Below are 17,075 nucleotides of genomic sequence, written 5' to 3'. Positions count from 1 at the left end.
TAACCTTGTTAAAGCCCATCAGTATGGGCTTTAATTATTTTAATAAGTTATAAATATAAAAATCATGTGGAAAACTATTTTATTGGCCTGGATTGCTGGAATCTCGGTCATGGGGAAAACTTTTAACTTACCTGTTTTTCTGTTACCTGGACTGATGATCTTCAGCGTAGGTTCAGGGCTATTATATTGGTATCAATATAGTAAGCTGGAGTCGCACCATCCGATTCCATGCTTATCTAGAGCAGTTTTTATTCTAGCCTTAGGCATCCTGACAGGCACATTGGGTTATCGCTACGCTGACCATGCGCTAGAACAACGTCTAGATAACAGGGAAACAGAAACAAGAAATATTGAGGCAATTGTTTATATCCGACATATTGATGAGCGTTCTGAGAAGCAGATCAGGCAAAAAGTGGAAGTACTTGACCAGAAAAAACAGCCTGTTCAATGGTGGCTCACATTTAAAAATATACCTGAGCAACCTATAAAATTTGAGTTAGGAGAATATTACCGGATTTATGGGGAAGTCATACCTGCTCATGGATATGCCATGCCGGGAGTATTTGATCAGGAAAAATGGTTTATTCAGCAGAATATCATGGCCAGTGTAAAAATCTGGAAAATAGAGAAATTGGACCATGAGGCAGTTTACCGGCTTGGTTTTAATCAATATCTGAATAATCAACAGGGTTGGATCAATGGTCTTCTATTACTGATGGAGCGGCAGCGCTATCATTTTCGTACTTTTATTCAAAATAGCACACTGAAAAATAAAGGCCTGATTTTAGCACTTCTTACAGGTGATAAAAGCTTACTTTCCTCTGAAACAGAAGAACAATTTCAGCGGCTGGGAATCAGTCACCTGCTGGCAATTTCTGGCCCACACGTATTAATTTTCGCAGCTCTGGTCAGCTGGGTATTGCAAACCCTGATACGGCTGTATGGTCCAAAACTCTATTTAAGCTTGCCTCGCCCTTATCTGCTGGTTTTTCCTTTCTGTTTTTGTGTATTACTTTACAGCGCTTTTGTCGGTTTCGAGATTCCGGCACTACGAACACTGCTCATTACTCTGCTAGGGAGTAGCCTGCTTTTATTAAGACAAAAAATCCAGGCATTAAGCTTATTGCTGGCAAGTGCCAGTTTACTATTATGGATAGATCCTTTTAGTGTTCTCTCGGCAGCTTTCTGGCTTTCTTTCGGGGCCTGTTTTATTCTGTTGCGCATTTATGAAAGTATAGATCGGCAGCCTGCCCAACCGGCTTTTAACTGGAAGCAAAGAGTTTTAACTGCTGGAAAGTTACTGATTGAATCACAAGGGAAAATTTTTATTGCTCTCTTTCCGTTAGTACTGATTTTTTTCAAACAGGTAAGCTGGATTGCGCCATTGACCAATATTCTTGTCATTCCATTATTAGGTGCTGTCGTAGTGCCGCTAGATATACTGGCTGCATGTCTTTCCTATATCATTTCTCCTTTGGGCCTGCTTTTATTTCATTGTAGCGATTTAGGCTTGAATTTAGGCTTGTGGATATTAGAAATACTGGACCATCTGTTTAATCCCCAATTACAGGGAATTGCATTTACACCGTTGCTTATTGTGAGCCTCAGTATCGGCCTGATTATTTTATATCTGCCTCGATCTGTTATTCCTAAAGCTTGGGCGCTGTTATGTTTTGTACCAGTTTTTACGAGTAGGGCACCAGACTCGGATTTTAAGTTAACCGTTTTAGATGTAGGGCAGGGCCAAGCCATTCTACTTCAGAGTAGTCAGCAAAAAATAATGTTAGATACAGGCGGTTACTATGATGAAACCAAATTCAGTATAGGCCAGCAAATTCTTGCACCATTTTTATTTTCCCAAGGGATAGCTCGCTTAGATCGGGTGCTATTAACTCATCTGGATCAGGATCATAGCGGGGCACTCTTACCATTAAGCCAAAAAATTAAAATCGATGAAGTAATAGCCAATACCCAGTTACCTGAAACATGGAATATAAAACAGTCATCACCATGCCGGGAAGGACAAAGCTGGTCTTATCAGAATTTTAAGGTCCAGGTACTATCACCTGGCTTAAATACTTACCCATCAATGGTAGAAGCCAATCCGAATGAATATTCATGTGTGTTATATGTGCAATTAAACCAGGCCCAGCCTTACCGGAATTTCTTGATTATGGGAGATGCTGGCTGGCCAACTGAATATGAACTCATGAAAAAGTATCCCGAACTTCAAGTCGACGTACTAGTATTGGGTCACCATGGCAGTAAGCACAGTTCTGCTTACAGTTTTCTAAAATATTTGCATCCTAAGCTGGCAATTGCCTCAGCAGGACAGAATAACCGTTATGGTCACCCGACCAAAGAAGTTAAGGTACGTCTAAAGGCACTTGATATTCCACTTCTTTTAACTGCCCAAACCGGTAATATTGAATTTTATCAAGAAGCTGATGAACAAATAAATTACACGCTCTATAGAGAGCAGTGGAAATGGTTAAAGATTAAGTAAGATTTTTGTTGTGCTGCCGCAGCTGATCCACTTTTTGTAGTGCTTCAGCTTTATCAAGCGTATAAATGGAGCGTAATTCTGGGTGAGCCTTAAAACGTTTATAGCTCCAGTGGTAATGTTCGGGATAGCGTGTAATCAAATCTTCGATCACATGATGAATAACTTGGGTACCTTCTACAGCGCTGCCTTCATAAATTTTCTCATCAATTGGTTCAATAAACATATTAAAGCCATCCTGTTCATTACGGATGGCGTAAAGAAGCAAAGTACTGGACTTAGTTTTTTGAATCAGCTTGGCGCTCAGGCTGCTTGAGGCTAAGGGTACACCAAAGTATTCCACCAGATCACCACCCACATTTGGTGTATGGTCAGGCAAGATAACAGTTGTGCCTCCCTGTTTAAGCGCCTTAAAAATCTGGCGAACACCAGTTTCATCTGTAGGAACCAGATTGGCCTGCTCACGGCTGCGCGCTTCGCGGACGAACTGATCTGCATACGGGTCTTTGACCGGTTTATAGAGAATGGTCATTGATGTATATTGCGAACACCAAGAGTTCATAATCTCCCATGTGCCAAAGTGCGGAACGATCAGGACTAATCCTTTTTTGGCTGCCACCGCCTGATGAAAATAATGCTCGCCTACAATTTTATGAATTCTCGAAATATTCTTCTCTGTACTTGAGCCCCAAATACTAAAAAATTCAAAGTATGACTGTATTTCATTGCGTATAGCCTGACGAATAATCTGATTACGCTTTTCGGTCAGCAGATATGGAAAAGCAATCTCCAGATTCAGATTTATTGTTTTTGAGGTATTCGACAGTTTTAAAGTATTCATCAGACCTGCAAGTATACGAGCAATAAAGCGTGATACTCGTATAGGCTGGCGACTAATGATTTTCAAAAGACGATAAGATAAAGGCTGGGAATTTGAGCTAGTCATTATTTAAATGTAGGATTCTGCTTAACAAACGTAAAAGAAAAAATATTATAAGTTAAAAAGCTTTATTTAGACAGTTTTTCATTTTCCAGTGTATATAATGAAGATATTTTACTTTTCGGATAAATATATATGTCGGATTGGCCGCCAAAACCTAATAATGAAGTTCCAAGTTCAGACAGCAGAAGCGGTAAAGAGTGGCAGATACTAGAAAAAGCTGTACTGGCTTCTGTTGAAGAACAGCGCCGTAGCCGTCGCTGGGGAATATTTTTTAAGTGTTTGACTTTTGCCTATATTCTATTGCTTTTGCTCATGATGGGTAGGGGCTGTACTACGGCAACTACCAGTGGGGCAGGCTCAAGTTCAAATGCTCATCTGGCTGTGATCGATATTATTGGTACGATTGACTCTAGTGACCGTTCCGTAAATAGTGAAGATACCAATAAAGCTTTGAAACGTGCATTTGAAGCAAAAAACAGTCACGCAATTGTGCTCAATATCAATTCACCTGGGGGGTCACCTGTCCAGTCAGATGAGATCTGGCAGGAAATTCGCTATTACAAACAGCAGTATCCTGAGAAGAAAGTATATGCACTAATTGGTGATATGGGAGCCTCAGGCGCTTATTATATTGCTTCGGCTGCTGATGAAATCTGGGTTAATCCATCCAGTTTGGTCGGCTCAATTGGTGTGATTATGCCAAACTATGGGGTGATGGGCCTTGCGCAGAAACTGGGTGTTGAAGACCGGACATTAACTTCAGGCGACAATAAAGATATTCTGAGCATGACTAAACCAGTCAATCCTGCACAGAGGGAGCATGTACAGACGGTCTTAGACAATGTGCATAGTCACTTTATTGCTGCTGTAAAAGAAGGCCGTGGCAAGCGCCTGAAGAGTAATGACCCTGCAATTTTTTCAGGATTATTCTGGAGCGGTGAGCAGGCGGTTAAACTGGGCGTTGCAGATCGTACCGGAAGCATAAACAGTCTTAAACGTGAGCTTAAACTGGATAATGTTCTGGATTATACAGTTCAGCGTAGCCCATTTGAATCGGTACTTGGCCGGGTAGGTTCTGAAATAGGCCAGGGCTTTAGTGAATCAGTTACCCAGCAACTTAAAATTCAGCAGGATACCAAGCTGCAATAATGAACATAAAGGGATATATGACGAAGCCATTAATACACTTTGCACATGCCAATGGTGTGCCTTCAAAAGTTTATGAAAAGTTGTTTGAACAGTTGCGTGATGAATACGACATTATTTATGTGCCTTTGATTGGCCCAGATAAACGTTATCCAATTACCAATCACTGGCCTCATCTGGTAGAGCAGATCATCGACAGCATCGTTCGGCAGGCTCATGGTCGCAAAGTTATCGGGCTTGGACATTCGCTAGGTTCAGTTCTCACGATGATGGCTTCTTATCAACGTCCCGAGTTATTTTCACAGGTCATTATGCTAGATCCGCCGTTGATTATGGGAAAAGCATCTTTTGTTTTCCATATGGCTAAATGCTTTAAACCCCAACTGGTAGATCAGATGACTCCAGCAGGGTTATCGGTGCGGCGACGTGATCATTGGGAGTCGCGCGAGCAGGCAGGCGAGTTACTTCGCACTAAAGGTTTCTATAAAGATTTTGATGCAGACTGTTTTCAGGCCTATCTGAAATATGCATTAACTGAAGATCCGGTAAGGGGTGGCGTAACTCTGACTATCCCTAAAAATGATGAAGTAGAAATCTTTAGGAAGAATCCTTCGCTCTGGTGGTTACCGATGGCAAAACCGAAAATACCAGTACATCTTGTGGTCGGAGATAAAAGTGTTTTTCTTAAGCGGCGTTTTCCACACGTAGCCAAGAAAAAAATCGGTGTTTCTTTTAGCATAGCCGAGGGCGGCCATATGTTCCCGTTAGAACATCCTGTTGAGGTGGGCCGACTGGTAAAACAGCTGATCCATGCATAAATGATGAGCCAATAAAAAAGCGCCTATATGTGGGCGCTTTTTTATTGGCATAAATTGTATTATAACTTGCAAAACTGCATGGGTTTAGTCAACAGAGAATTTCTATAAAGTACAGAGCCATCTTCTAGATGCTGAACGGCGCCAATACAGATCCATTCAACCACCTGAGGGTAAACCAGGTGTTCTAACTCATGTACACGGTTTGCCAAAGTCTCAACTGTATCAGTTCTTTTAACCGAAAGTATTCCCTGCGCTAGTGCCTGACCAGCATCTAATTCAGCTGTCACATAATGAACTGTACAGCCATGATATACATCACCTGTATTAATTACACGCTGATGAGTATGCATACCTTTATAATAAGGCAACAGGGAAGGGTGAATATTCAGCATTTTCCCTTCCCAGGCTTTGACAAATTTTTCACTTAAAATCCGCATGAAGCCTGCTAGCACGACCAGATTAACTCCCCAGTCAAGCAGCTGCTGATGCATAACATCATCAAATGCTTCCCGGCTTGGATACTGTTTATGTTCAACAAGAGCAGTCTTAATTCCTGCCTGTTTAGCACGTTCTAGAGCATAAGCATCAGGCCGGTTGGACAGTACACCAACAATTTGGCCTGATAGTTTGGCATCGATCAGGGCCTGCAAGTTAGATCCACTGCCCGAAACGAGTACAGCAATTTTAATCATATGAAATTACGCGAAGATCACACGAATTTTTTCATCTGCACCTTCAACAGATTCAGCATTGTCAACAATGTGACCCATTATCCATGCTTTTTCGCCGAGGTTATTTAGCGTGTTAACCGTTCTCTCAGCATCTGCCGCATCAACAGCCAATACCATACCTACGCCACAGTTAAATGTGCGGTACATTTCAAATTGTTCAACACCACCTTCCTTTTGAAGAAGCTTAAACAATTCTGGCCATTCCCAAGAAGATTCATTAATGACTGCTTGAGCACCATTTGGAAGTACGCGTGGTAAGTTACCCGGTAAACCGCCACCTGTGATGTGTGCCATTGCGTGCACATCAACCTGTTTGAGTAATTCAAGGATTGGCTTGACGTAAATGCGGGTAGGTTCCATTGCAGTATCTGCAAGTGGGCGACCATCAACGATTTGAGTTAAGTCAACATTTTTTACATCTAAAATTTTACGAAGCAGAGAGTAGCCATTAGAGTGCGCACCTGAAGATGCAATTCCAATCAGTACATCATCGGCTTTAACTTTAGAACCATCAATAATTTTGCTTTGCTCAACTACACCTACGCAGAAACCTGCCAAATCATAATCTTCACCTTCATACATGCCTGGCATTTCAGCAGTTTCACCACCTACTAACGCACAGCCAGCAAGTTCGCAACCTGCACCAATTCCTGTAACAACATTTGCAGCAACCTCTACGTTTAAGTGGCCTGTTGCATAATAGTCAAGGAAGAACAATGGCTCTGCACCACATACAAGAAGGTCATTTACGCACATTGCCACCAGGTCCTGACCAATCGTGTCATGACGGTTTAAATTCAGTGCTAAACGTAATTTGGTACCCACACCATCCGTGCCAGATACGAGAACAGGTTCTTCATAACCTTTAGGAATTTTACAAAGTGCACCAAAACCACCAAGTCCGCCCATCACTTCAGGACGTGAGGTGCGCTTGGCGACAGATTTGATTCGATCGACTAATGCGTCTCCCGCTTCAATGTCGACACCTGCATCTTTGTAGCTTAAACCAGTATTTGGGGTAGAAGTTGAGTTGCTCATAATGAAGTCTCCGCGTTCGCGCGGGGGATTATAACCTGAATATACGAAACTCTTATGTTATTTATGCTCTAAAATGCTATTTTACTAAAATATTTCTTTCTTCATAATGATTAGATACTTATAAAAGGCGTGTTTCCATGGTCGACCGTACCTTACGTCGTATTTTTATTCTTGCGGCGATTGCATTATTACTTTGGGTGCTTTACCTGCTAAAACCGGTAGTCATACCATTTTTAATGGCCTTTCTGATTGCTTATCTATTTAGTCCGCTAGTGGCATGGCTCCACAAATATCATTTACCGCGCTGGCTCTCGATCAGTATTGTCTTTATTGGAATTGGTATTCTCCTGGTACTGGCAATCTGGTATGTGGTGCCTTTGGTCTGGCAGCAACTGGTTTATGCGCGTGACAGTATTCCAGCAGGTATACATTGGTTAAACGCGACCTTTTTGCCTTGGGTTTCTAACACATTTAATGTCGAGCAGATGGAAATTGATACTGAACAGATTTCTACTGTAGTCATGGATTATATTCAGACCAATTATAGTGCAGATAGCATTCAGACCATGTTGCTACGTCTGGCGCAATCCGGATTAAATTTCATCCAGATTGGCGGTACAATTGTTCTGATACCAATCATTGCTTTTTACTTTCTGCTGGACTGGGACCGGATGCTGAACAGTATGCGTCGCCTGATTCCACGGCCTTATGAAAAAAATACTATTCAGGTAGTTCATGAATGCCATAATGTATTAGGTGCCTTCGTTAAAGGGCAATTCTTGGTCATGATCCTGCTGGGAATTGTTTATGCAGTAGGTTTACAGCTGATTGGTCTTGAAGTCGGGCTGATCATTGGGATGGTTGCCGGGCTTGCCAGTATTATTCCTTATCTGGGTTTTGCTGTAGGGATTATTGCCGCAGTCATTGCGACATTGTTCCAGTTCGGTTTGGACTGGACCCAGCTAATTCTGGTTGGTGTCGTCTTTATGGTGGGTCAGGCGGTAGAAGGCTATATCCTGCAGCCTTTTCTGCTCGGTGATAAGATAGGTTTATCACCTGTTGCTGTTGTATTTGCTGTGTTGGCCGGTGCACAGCTAGCTGGTTTCTTCGGTATGCTCATTGCTTTGCCAATGGCTGCAGTGATTGTAGTACTGCTTAGACATTTACGTGAATGCTATGAACACAGTACATTCTATGGTCCACCTAATCTGATGGGAGATAAAGGTACGGACAGTCTCATTATAGATGCCGAACAGGTAAATCTTGATATTGAGCTTGAAAAGTCGCAAGATACTGAAAAGACAGTTCATATTGATACTAAATAACGATAGGATATGGCCAAATATATGCGTCAGCTGCAACTGGATATAGAACTTCAACTTGATGCTCGAATCAGTGATTTTTCCGGGCCAAGCTGGGGGCCTGTAGTAGATGCAGTCCGGCAGTTGCATGCTGGTCTTATGAACCGGTTTTATATTTATGGTGCAGCAGGCTCAGGTAAAAGCCATCTTCTATCTGCGATTTGCGATTCCTATATGGAGGTAGGTAAATCTGCCATTAAAGTTTCACTCCTTGAACTCTTGGATGCGCCTATTGAAGCAATTACATCACTGGAAAAATATGATCTGGTTGCACTGGATGATATCGAAGCTATAAGTGGTGTTCCACATTGGCAGCGTGCCGTTTTTCATCTTATTAATTATAATAATGAAGAGGGAGGGCAGCTGATTTTTTCCTCACGGTTTGCACCAATGGAATTGAAACTTGAACTACCTGATTTACAGTCACGGCTGACTCAGGCGGTCAGTGTAAAAGTGCCCAACGGTAGTCTCTATGCAGATCGTCAAGCACTAGTTCATTCAGTACTAGCACGCAGGGGCGTACAGCTAGACCAACAGATTATTGATTATCTTTTATTACATGGGCCACATCAGGCAGCACGTCTTTTACAAACTTTAGAACAATTGGAAACCTTGCTCAAGGGAGAGCGAACACGGCTTTCAAATATGACTTTGCGCCAGATATTTGCCTTAATTGATGAGTATGGCCGGTAAACGGAAAAATCTTGAGTAATTACTCAAGCTGTGACACAGTACAGAAAAATAATTCGATGTTGCACGGAACTGCAGCTTAAGAATAAAAAATAGAAATAAAGTATAAGGAGATGGATATGCTCAAACAGAGCATAGGCATAGCTATGTTATGCATTGCGGGGCAAGCCTATAGTGCTGACATTGTGGTAACAACAACTGAAGATATATCCTCTGCAAATGATAAACAATGCTCGCTTCGGGAAGCAATTGAATATATCAATCTGGGTTTACCTGAAGCTGGCTATAATGGATGTGGTGGGAAATCATCTACTTCTACGATTTTGCTTGAAAAAAAAGCAGTCTATAAACTCAGCAATCATATTAACATCAAGGCTGACCTGTCGATCAGAACCAGTTATACCACCGATGTTAATGATAAGGATGTACCCGGTTTAAATAACGCCACAATTCAGATGCTGGGTACTGATAATATTTTCCGCATTGATGACAGTAAAAAAACTTTAGCGACAGTCAGTCTAAGAGAAATTACTTTGCAGGGATGTGGGGCCAGTCAATGTGCCGAACAGGGAGGGCTAATTTATAATAATGAATATCTGACTTTGGAATACACCCGTTTATATAATGGATCAGCAGCCCAAGGCGGAGCAATATATAATATGGGCCAGCCAGAGGCTGAAACTGCTGCCAGTATAGTTGAAATAAAATCAAGCCTTATTGAAAATAATAAAGCTCTGGCAGGTGCTATTTTATATACCCATGCTCCTGAGTTCCGGATTTCAAATTCAGTATTTCGTGAAAATAATACAACTCAAACAGGTTCCAGCAATATTTATTCGGCCAGCCGTCTAGAAGAAAATAAGATTACTGATTTTCCTCAAGCTAGGGCTTGGGTAAATAGTAGTACTTTTTTAAAAAATCAGGGCCATATTATTAACTTGCGTGACGGGATCGGGTTAAACAATCTGACCATTGTCGGTAATCAGGCTGGTATTTTATTCGATGCACCTTTAGGTAAAGGATACTTGGCCAACAGTATCATTTTAGGAAATCCTTATCCTGGTGGTCAGCAGACTAACTGTGCTTTTGCCGAAAATGACCAAAGCATTCTACAGAATAATCTGGTCAGTCAGGAATGTGGATTAGGTGCTACCCATTATCCTAATGAATACTGGTCCGGTACACAGCTGATTGCGGGAGAGACCTTACAGGGCGCATGCAAGAGTATGTCGCAGGACCCTAATAGCCTGTTATGTCCCTATAGTCAGCCTAAAGATACATTTTTGGGATATTTTCGTCCCCGTATCCTGCTAAGTTATAACAGTCTGGCGGATTCACCTATAGTCAATAAAGGTAAAAATTCATTTAATCCTGATATCAAAATAGTGGGCTGTGAAGCTGCTGACCAGCGCAAACAGGCGCGAGATTCAAATAATATATTTTGCGATCGTGGAGCAATTGAAATTATTGTCCCAACGACAGTAAGTCTGGTGGGTGAAGATATACGGACTGGTAGTCAGGCCAAAATGTCGGTTGCCGATTTACTTGGAGATAGCGACCTGATTCCTAAAGAACAATGTAACGCAATCTTAGGCCCTCATCCATCCGGAGAAGCATGGCAGGCTGGCTGTATACAAGTTGTACAAACAGTGACTCAATCTAAGGGGACATTAAAGATTGATGAGGAAGGTAATCTGGTCTATACCCCGAATGGTGGCTGGCATGGAACTGATATTTTTAAGATCCGTCTGGTAACTACTTCTACGCGCTTTAACCAGAATATTCCTTATATGGAAATTAATGTACAGGTCAGACAAGAACCTGAAAACCACATGGAAAGTGACAAAATTAAAACTTCCGGTGGGGCACTCGGAATGTTCAGTTTATTTACGCTTTTAGCATTAGTCGGGCTACGTCGGTATACAAAATAATTAGGGCCAAATAATGAAAATTTATAAAAAGGGGCTATTGAGCCTGATGATACTGACGGCCATGACTTTGATGGCTGCAGAAGACAAGACTATTTATGTCAATACGTTTGAAGATGAAGATGGCGAAAACCTGAATAAGTGTTCGCTACGTGAAGCTCTGGTTGCAGCCCGTAAAAATATTGCATATGGTGGGTGTACAGCAGGAAATACTGGAACTGGTCAGCTAGACAGAATTCAATTGCAAGCCGGAGAATATATACTTAAGAGAGAGTTACGGCCAGAAAGTGCGGTCAAGATTTATGGAGAAACACCGTTCGATTACAAGACAAAAGATCCTTTAACACACCAGTATCCGGCACGTGGGCCTATAAGCACAGTTATCAACGGAAATCATACCTCCCGAATTTTCAATACTTCAGAAACCCAAGCCAGTATCTTTCTTGAAAATATTGAACTGAAAAATGGTTATTCCTCTGCTGAAGGAGGAGCATTACTCATAGCTGGCCCACTAAATATGACAAATACGGCTATTAAAGATTCTAAGTCGGATAAAGCAGGTGGTGCTGTTTATATCATTGCACAAAACCTAGAAAAACAGATGACTTTAGTAAACACCCTAATTCAAAGAAATCAGGCAAAAATTGGAAGTGCTTTTGCCATGGACTGTTCAGCAAATCTGTTGGGTACCCAGCCTGCTATCAGTGTAGAGCGTAGTAGCTTGGTTCAAAATGGTACGATAAATGACCGCAGTACGATTGAGTTATGCGGCTTAACACGTGTTTCCTTAAGTGCCAATACTATTGCCCGGAATAAAGCAAATCTGGTAGATGGCCATATTATTCGTGCGGTATCTGAGCTAGGCCGTCCATTATACTCCGCCTCATCTCTCGCTTTAATCAGTAATACCATTGTAGAAAATCAGGCCAATAGTACATTTTATTTTGATGAAAACAGTACCAAGGCTTTAGCCTTTAATGTTTTAGCTTTCAATACAGGCAAATCCTGTGACTTTGTCCGTAAAGACAGTAATAGCCAGAATAAGACATTGGGGCTAACTCTGGCATACAATGCACTACAACTTGGCAATGTGGAAGGTCAATGTGTATTGCCTGAAGAACTATTAAAAATACAGACAACGGTAGACCTGAGCAATATCTCACGTCAAAGCGTTCTATCTGATTATCAGCAACCCTCAAAATACAATCTCTATCTACCGCTCTATTATCCTAAGGACAATCAGAATGCTTCAGATCTGGTGAACACAGGCGCAACACAGGATTGCAGTACACTTGATCAGCGCGGACTGGCCCGGATTACAAATGGTACTTTAACTTTAAATCCTGAAATGAAAAATACCTGTGAAATCGGTTCTGTAGAGCGCATGCGCCTAACAGCAGCTGATATTACAGATTTAAAGAATCTGTCTATTGTACAAGTTCTAGATACCTATCAAAAAGAAGCTGACAACTTGAAAGAGGGCATAAAAGAAATAGAAGATACTGAAGAGCAGGCTATTTATCAAAAAGAGTTGAGCGAATTAGAACGTCTAATTGCCAATATCAAGTTGAAACAGAAGTATCGTACCATTTACATTGATCCTTTTACGCTGGCTTTACCAAGTGAAGAAGAATTTCTCAACGAAAATGGCAAGCTTGAATTGCGTCCAAAAGAACTCAGTACAGATCAGTATAGTATCGAAACGCATAAATACGGTGTAGGTTCAGTTTCTGGTAGTGGTGCAGATTTTAAGTTTAATGGACAGCAAGATGAACATCTGTTTTGTGAATGGATGCCTGAGTTAAAGCGTATTATGATTTATCGGACAGATGACCAGTTATCTGCTAATACCGGTAGCGCTTATTGTGCTTACACCATCAAGGCAAAAACGGGTGAGTCTTCAACAGGACTTGTTAAAGCAGATTTTATTAATATTGCTCCAATTGCAAAAGATGATAAATATACATTACAGTATGGCTCAGACTTAAAAGTCAGTATTAATCCGCTAGAAAATGACAGTGATGATGGTGATGGTCCTACATCACAATTAAAGCTCAATACAAATAAATCAGCCTTCTTTCACGATGCAGACGGACAGGAATTACCTATACGTTTTAGCGTTATTCCTCCAGGTGTAACGGTCAGTGCAGACCGTACCGGTCCATGTCCGGGTAATTATATTCGAGAGACCTGCTATGGTGGACAGATCCATATCCAGGCCAAAAATAATTTCAGCCAGTTTAACTATCGGTTTGAATATAATATTTTTGATGCTGAAGGTGAGGAATCTAGTACGGCAACTATCTTGCTAGAAAATACAGCTAAGAATACTAATACTGCCGGTGGAGGAGGAAGCTTTGGAATATGGGGAATATTAAGCCTATTAGCTTTAAGCATGTATCGGTTTCGCCGTAACGTTTAAAAAAAGCCTCGTAAGAGGCTTTTTTATTGAATTGATTGATTTTTATCTAGTTTGCCTTAAGTGCAGCAGGCATGTATTTATTCATATATTCTTGGCGGATTGATGCACGTTGCTCTGAGGTAGCTGCTTTTTGCATTCTTTGTCTCAGATCATGCCGTTCGTGACTGCTCATCTGTTGCCAAGTTTCACGCATTTTCTGTTTTTCCTGCTCTGGCAGCTGGGTAAACCAGTCCATGCGTTGCTGTAGAGCGGCACTTTGTTCTTCAGGTAATTCTTTTAAAGTCTGATAACGTTTAATCAGGGCGCGCTGTTCTTCATCGGACAAGGTGTCCCAAGTTTCATTAATCTGGGCCCCGGCATCTTTAGAAAAAATCCAGAAACGTTCGAACCCTGCAAAGCTGGTTTGTAAAAAGCTTAAGGTACATAAAGCTAAAGCCAGTTTCTTAGCTGCCATGACCGACCCTATCCTCACCTAAAACCAGTAACATTTCCAAATCTTCCACCATTTGGGGTGAAAGTTTTGGAGTAACAGCAACCTGATTTTGTGGCTGCTCTGTCATTTCCATAGAGTTGGGTAATATGACAAAACCAGTAATGGCTGCAGCAAGAGCAAAACCTGTCATCCGCCACATGCTGTAATGTGGTGATGGACGATCCTGTATGGTTTCGAGTACATGATTCATCACTACAGGTTTAGCCTTATGATGAGTAGCCAGTGTATCAAGCTTGGAAGTCACTTTTTTTGTGAAATCATCTTTATTCATCTGATGATCCTCCCATATGTGGATTTAAATGCGCTAAAGCTGTTCTTAATCCCTGAATTGCCCGATGGTAATGAGTTTTTACACTGCCCTCGGTACAATCCATAATTTCCGCAGTAGTTTGGGTATCAAAACCCTCCCATGCCCGCAACATAAAAGCCTGTTGCTGTCGAACTGGAAGTTTTGAAACAGCGGCCTGTATTTCTTCTGCAGTAACCGCTTGATCCAGAAAATCAGAAGGGTTTGGACTCGATTCATCCACGATATCCATCATTTCTTCTTCATCTGAATCCAGACTGACTTTTCTAAAAAATGAAAAAGGTTGGGCACGGCGTGCTTCCTTACGACGCCAGTCCTGTAATTTGTTATTTAAAATTGTATAGAACAGGGGGTACCATTCTTCAGTACTTTTATCACGATAGGATTTATGTAGGGAAATAAATGCTTCCTGTACCAGATCCATAGCTATGCCTTGTTGCCCCTGTGTTGCACTTTCCATCATGACCAGAGCACGACCCGTCACATCCTGCATAAAAAACTTCAGACGCTGCTCAGCCGTACTGGCATGCGTACTGCTGAGATGTTCTGCATCAGGCTGTTTCGGTACTAAATCCATAGAGATGGAAAATCCCGTCATTGGACACCCACTCATTATTTTGTTGGTCATCACTTAAATAACGTCAAAAATAATGTTTGGGTTGACATAGTAGATAATTATTTTTTAAGAGTTTAAAGGATTTTTAACCACAATTAGCCCTTTATTAAAATAATTTAACCTTTTAGAGCCGCTGGCGAACCATTTCAAAAAAACAGATAGAGCCTGCAACTGCAACGTTCAATGATTCTTGACCACCTGGTTGGGGAATCACGACAGCTTTTGCATGCTGTAACGCATATGCTGACGCACCCTGTCCCTCATTTCCTAAAATCCATGCACAAGGTTGTGTGAGGTCCTGCTGATAGATACTTTCAGACTGATGTGAACTGGTTACGAATACAGGAATTTCAAACTTCTCCAGTATGTCTTCAAGCTGGACATTTTCATAAATATTTAAAGAAAAATGAGCTCCCATACCAGCACGCAGTACTCGTGGTGACCAGAGTGAAGCTGAGCCTTGGGTACATACAACCTGCTGAATATTAGCGGCGGCAGCAGAACGCAATAATGTGCCTACATTTCCTGGGTCCTGTACATTCTCTAAAATAAGTGTATCAAGATGATATTGCAGGGGTTGGGTATTTGTCGGCAGATCAATAATTGCGAGACAAGCCAAACTTGTACCCAAGGTACTTAAATCACGATAAAGTGCTTCACTTAAGACAAATACATGACCCTGATAATACTCAAGGATCTGTTTAAAGTCTGGATGATTTAATGCCTGTTCAGTACTGAACAGTGAATGGATTTTTTTATTTTCCTGGAGCCAGCTCAGACAGAGATGGGTTCCTTCAAGAATAGTTTGCCGCTGTTTTTTACGGTAACTGTTCTGTTCAATGAGTCCCCGTAAATGTTTGATTTTAGGGTTGTCTTTAGATTCAAGAAAAATAATTGACATAAGTAAAGAGTCCACAGAGATGAGTAGTTAAACCCATCTCTGTATAAATAAATTATTGGTGATAGCCTGTAACCAGCTCAACTTCATTTTTGGAACCAATAATCACTGGCACGCGCTGATGCAGATCGGTCGGCTCAATTTCTAAAATGCGTACGCGACCTGTAGTTGAAGCACCACCAGCCTGCTCAATAAGCATACTCATTGGATTTGCTTCATACATCAGACGTAAACGGCCCGCTTTTTCAGGATCTTTTAAATCATATGGATAAAGGAAAATCCCGCTACGGCAGAGAATACGATGAATATCGCCAACCATACAGGCAACCCAGCGCATATTAAAGTCTTTAGCGCGTGTAGAAGTTTTTCCAGCCAGCAGTTCATCAATATAACGCTTAACCGGTTCTTCCCAGTGGCGCTGATTTGAGGCATTGATAGCAAATTCCTGGGTATCGGCTGCGACCTGAATATTCTCTGCGGTTAAAACAAATTCCTGGCTGTCTGGATTAAAGGTGAAGAATACAACGCCTGCACCTACAGTCAGTACCAGCATTGTGGAAGGGCCATATAGAACATAACCGGCAGCAACCTGCTGAGTCCCTGCCTGCATGAAGTCGGCAGCCTGAGTTATATGGTTTTTTGCAGGTAAAATTGAAAAAATAGTTCCTACACACATATTGATATCAATATTGCTTGAACCATCTAACGGGTCAAATAATACCAGATATTGACCATTTTCCTGAGCAGGCGTAAATTCATCAAGCTCTTCTGAAGCCAGCCCGCCTACTTGGGGATGTACTTTTAATGCATCAATCAAATAGTCATTAGAAATAACATCAAGTTTTTTCTGGGTTTCACCTTGTACATTTTCATGCTCTGCGCTGCCCAAAACACCTGCAAGTGCACCCTTTTGTAAAGTCTGATCTATTACTTTACAGGTATCGGCAATAGTGCTGATAACTTGAGCCAGCTCAGGCGTTAAATTCCCAGTTTGTTGTTGTAAATATTGGGACAAGGTGTAATTGGTCATACCAAAAAGCTCCAGCAAAGAGAAAATAGATGTATAAAAAGAACTGGGCTATTTTAGAGGAGAACCAATGTAATTAACAATTTTATTGCGTGATGAGATGTGTTGTTTTTGCGCTTGCAACTCTACACGAACATGCTATGTTGAATTATGT

15 protein-coding genes are annotated in these 17,075 nt (G+C 41.4%); 7 read left to right on the top strand and 8 right to left on the bottom strand.

Going from position 1 to position 17,075, the window contains the following annotated elements; translation table 11 throughout:
• Nucleotides 1–64: 64 nt before the first annotated feature.
• Nucleotides 65–2,506 carry a DNA internalization-related competence protein ComEC/Rec2 gene (locus tag ACRAD_RS09910; RefSeq protein WP_005027085.1) on the top strand — a complete coding sequence of 814 codons (2,442 nt, stop codon included), beginning with the start codon at nt 65–67 and terminating at the stop codon, nt 2,504–2,506.
• Here the strand turns inward: ACRAD_RS09910 and ACRAD_RS09905 are convergent.
• A complete protein-coding gene (locus ACRAD_RS09905) occupies nt 2,499–3,449 on the bottom strand; it encodes a lysophospholipid acyltransferase family protein (RefSeq protein WP_005019275.1) in 951 nt (316 codons plus the stop codon). The genes ACRAD_RS09910 and ACRAD_RS09905 overlap by 8 nt on opposite strands.
• Nucleotides 3,450–3,578: 129 nt before the next feature.
• Between ACRAD_RS09905 and sppA the strand changes: the two genes are divergently transcribed.
• Together sppA and ACRAD_RS09895 are read left to right on the top strand one after the other, a co-directional pair.
• Nucleotides 3,579–4,595 (top strand): signal peptide peptidase SppA, encoded by a 1,017-nt coding sequence (gene sppA / locus ACRAD_RS09900; protein WP_005019276.1) that lies wholly within the window; start codon nt 3,579–3,581, stop codon nt 4,593–4,595.
• A gap of 17 nt (nt 4,596–4,612) precedes the next feature.
• Complete coding sequence (locus ACRAD_RS09895) at nt 4,613–5,410, top strand: alpha/beta fold hydrolase (protein WP_005019278.1); 798 nt, start codon at nt 4,613–4,615, stop codon at nt 5,408–5,410.
• A gap of 59 nt (nt 5,411–5,469) precedes the next feature.
• Here the strand turns inward: ACRAD_RS09895 and purN are convergent, their stop codons facing one another.
• Together purN and purM are read right to left on the bottom strand one after the other, a co-directional pair.
• The gene (purN, locus tag ACRAD_RS09890; protein WP_005019279.1) at nt 5,470–6,102 is read right to left on the bottom strand and encodes a phosphoribosylglycinamide formyltransferase; all 633 of its coding nucleotides are present in this window, start codon (nt 6,100–6,102) and stop codon (nt 5,470–5,472) included.
• 6 nt (nt 6,103–6,108) lie between these two features.
• Entirely contained in the window at nt 6,109–7,179 is a 1,071-nt protein-coding gene (gene purM / locus ACRAD_RS09885) for a phosphoribosylformylglycinamidine cyclo-ligase (protein ID WP_005019280.1), read from the bottom strand.
• Between the two features lie 137 nt (nt 7,180–7,316).
• Here purM and cxpE point away from each other — a divergent pair, with 137 nt between their 5' ends.
• The 4 genes from cxpE to ACRAD_RS09865 all read left to right on the top strand — a co-directional run bounded on the left by cxpE (nt 7,317) and on the right by ACRAD_RS09865 (nt 13,580).
• Nucleotides 7,317–8,504, top strand: a complete 1,188-nt coding sequence (cxpE, locus tag ACRAD_RS09880; protein ID WP_005027082.1) for a chloramphenicol efflux transporter CxpE — start codon at nt 7,317–7,319, stop codon at nt 8,502–8,504.
• 21 nt (nt 8,505–8,525) lie between these two features.
• Nucleotides 8,526–9,233 carry a DnaA regulatory inactivator Hda gene (gene hda / locus ACRAD_RS09875; RefSeq protein ID WP_005027080.1) on the top strand — a complete coding sequence of 236 codons (708 nt, stop codon included), beginning with the start codon at nt 8,526–8,528 and terminating at the stop codon, nt 9,231–9,233.
• Between the two features lie 116 nt (nt 9,234–9,349).
• Nucleotides 9,350–11,161: a rhombotarget A gene (gene rbtA / locus ACRAD_RS09870; RefSeq protein WP_005027077.1), complete on the top strand. Its 1,812-nt coding sequence runs from the start codon at nt 9,350–9,352 to the stop codon at nt 11,159–11,161.
• 13 nt (nt 11,162–11,174) lie between these two features.
• Nucleotides 11,175–13,580 carry a CSLREA domain-containing protein gene (locus ACRAD_RS09865; protein WP_005027075.1) on the top strand — a complete coding sequence of 802 codons (2,406 nt, stop codon included), beginning with the start codon at nt 11,175–11,177 and terminating at the stop codon, nt 13,578–13,580.
• Between the two features lie 46 nt (nt 13,581–13,626).
• Here the strand turns inward: ACRAD_RS09865 and ACRAD_RS09860 are convergent, their stop codons facing one another.
• The 5 genes from ACRAD_RS09860 to ACRAD_RS09835 all read right to left on the bottom strand — a co-directional run bounded on the left by ACRAD_RS09860 (nt 13,627) and on the right by ACRAD_RS09835 (nt 16,924).
• Nucleotides 13,627–14,034 carry a DUF3106 domain-containing protein gene (locus tag ACRAD_RS09860; protein ID WP_005027073.1) on the bottom strand — a complete coding sequence of 136 codons (408 nt, stop codon included), beginning with the start codon at nt 14,032–14,034 and terminating at the stop codon, nt 13,627–13,629.
• Entirely contained in the window at nt 14,024–14,344 is a 321-nt protein-coding gene (locus ACRAD_RS09855; RefSeq protein WP_005027070.1) for a hypothetical protein, read from the bottom strand. The genes ACRAD_RS09860 and ACRAD_RS09855 overlap by 11 nt, the downstream gene beginning before the upstream one ends.
• Entirely contained in the window at nt 14,337–14,957 is a 621-nt protein-coding gene (locus ACRAD_RS09850) for an RNA polymerase sigma factor (protein WP_005406789.1), read from the bottom strand. The genes ACRAD_RS09855 and ACRAD_RS09850 overlap by 8 nt, the downstream gene beginning before the upstream one ends.
• Before the next feature lie 163 nt (nt 14,958–15,120).
• On the bottom strand, nt 15,121–15,897 hold the full coding sequence (locus ACRAD_RS09840; RefSeq protein WP_005027066.1) for a TrmH family RNA methyltransferase: 777 nt from the start codon (nt 15,895–15,897) through the stop codon (nt 15,121–15,123).
• Between the two features lie 52 nt (nt 15,898–15,949).
• Nucleotides 15,950–16,924: a class 1 fructose-bisphosphatase gene (locus tag ACRAD_RS09835; RefSeq protein WP_005027064.1), complete on the bottom strand. Its 975-nt coding sequence runs from the start codon at nt 16,922–16,924 to the stop codon at nt 15,950–15,952.
• Nucleotides 16,925–17,075: the final 151 nt, after the last annotated feature.

Origin of the sequence: Acinetobacter radioresistens DSM 6976 = NBRC 102413 = CIP 103788 (assembly GCF_006757745.1) — a bacterium.
Taxonomy (GTDB): Bacteria; Pseudomonadota; Gammaproteobacteria; order Pseudomonadales; family Moraxellaceae; genus Acinetobacter; species Acinetobacter radioresistens.
The sequence above is the reverse complement of the archived record's forward strand: the minus strand, read 5'-3'. Positions and strand labels throughout refer to the sequence as shown.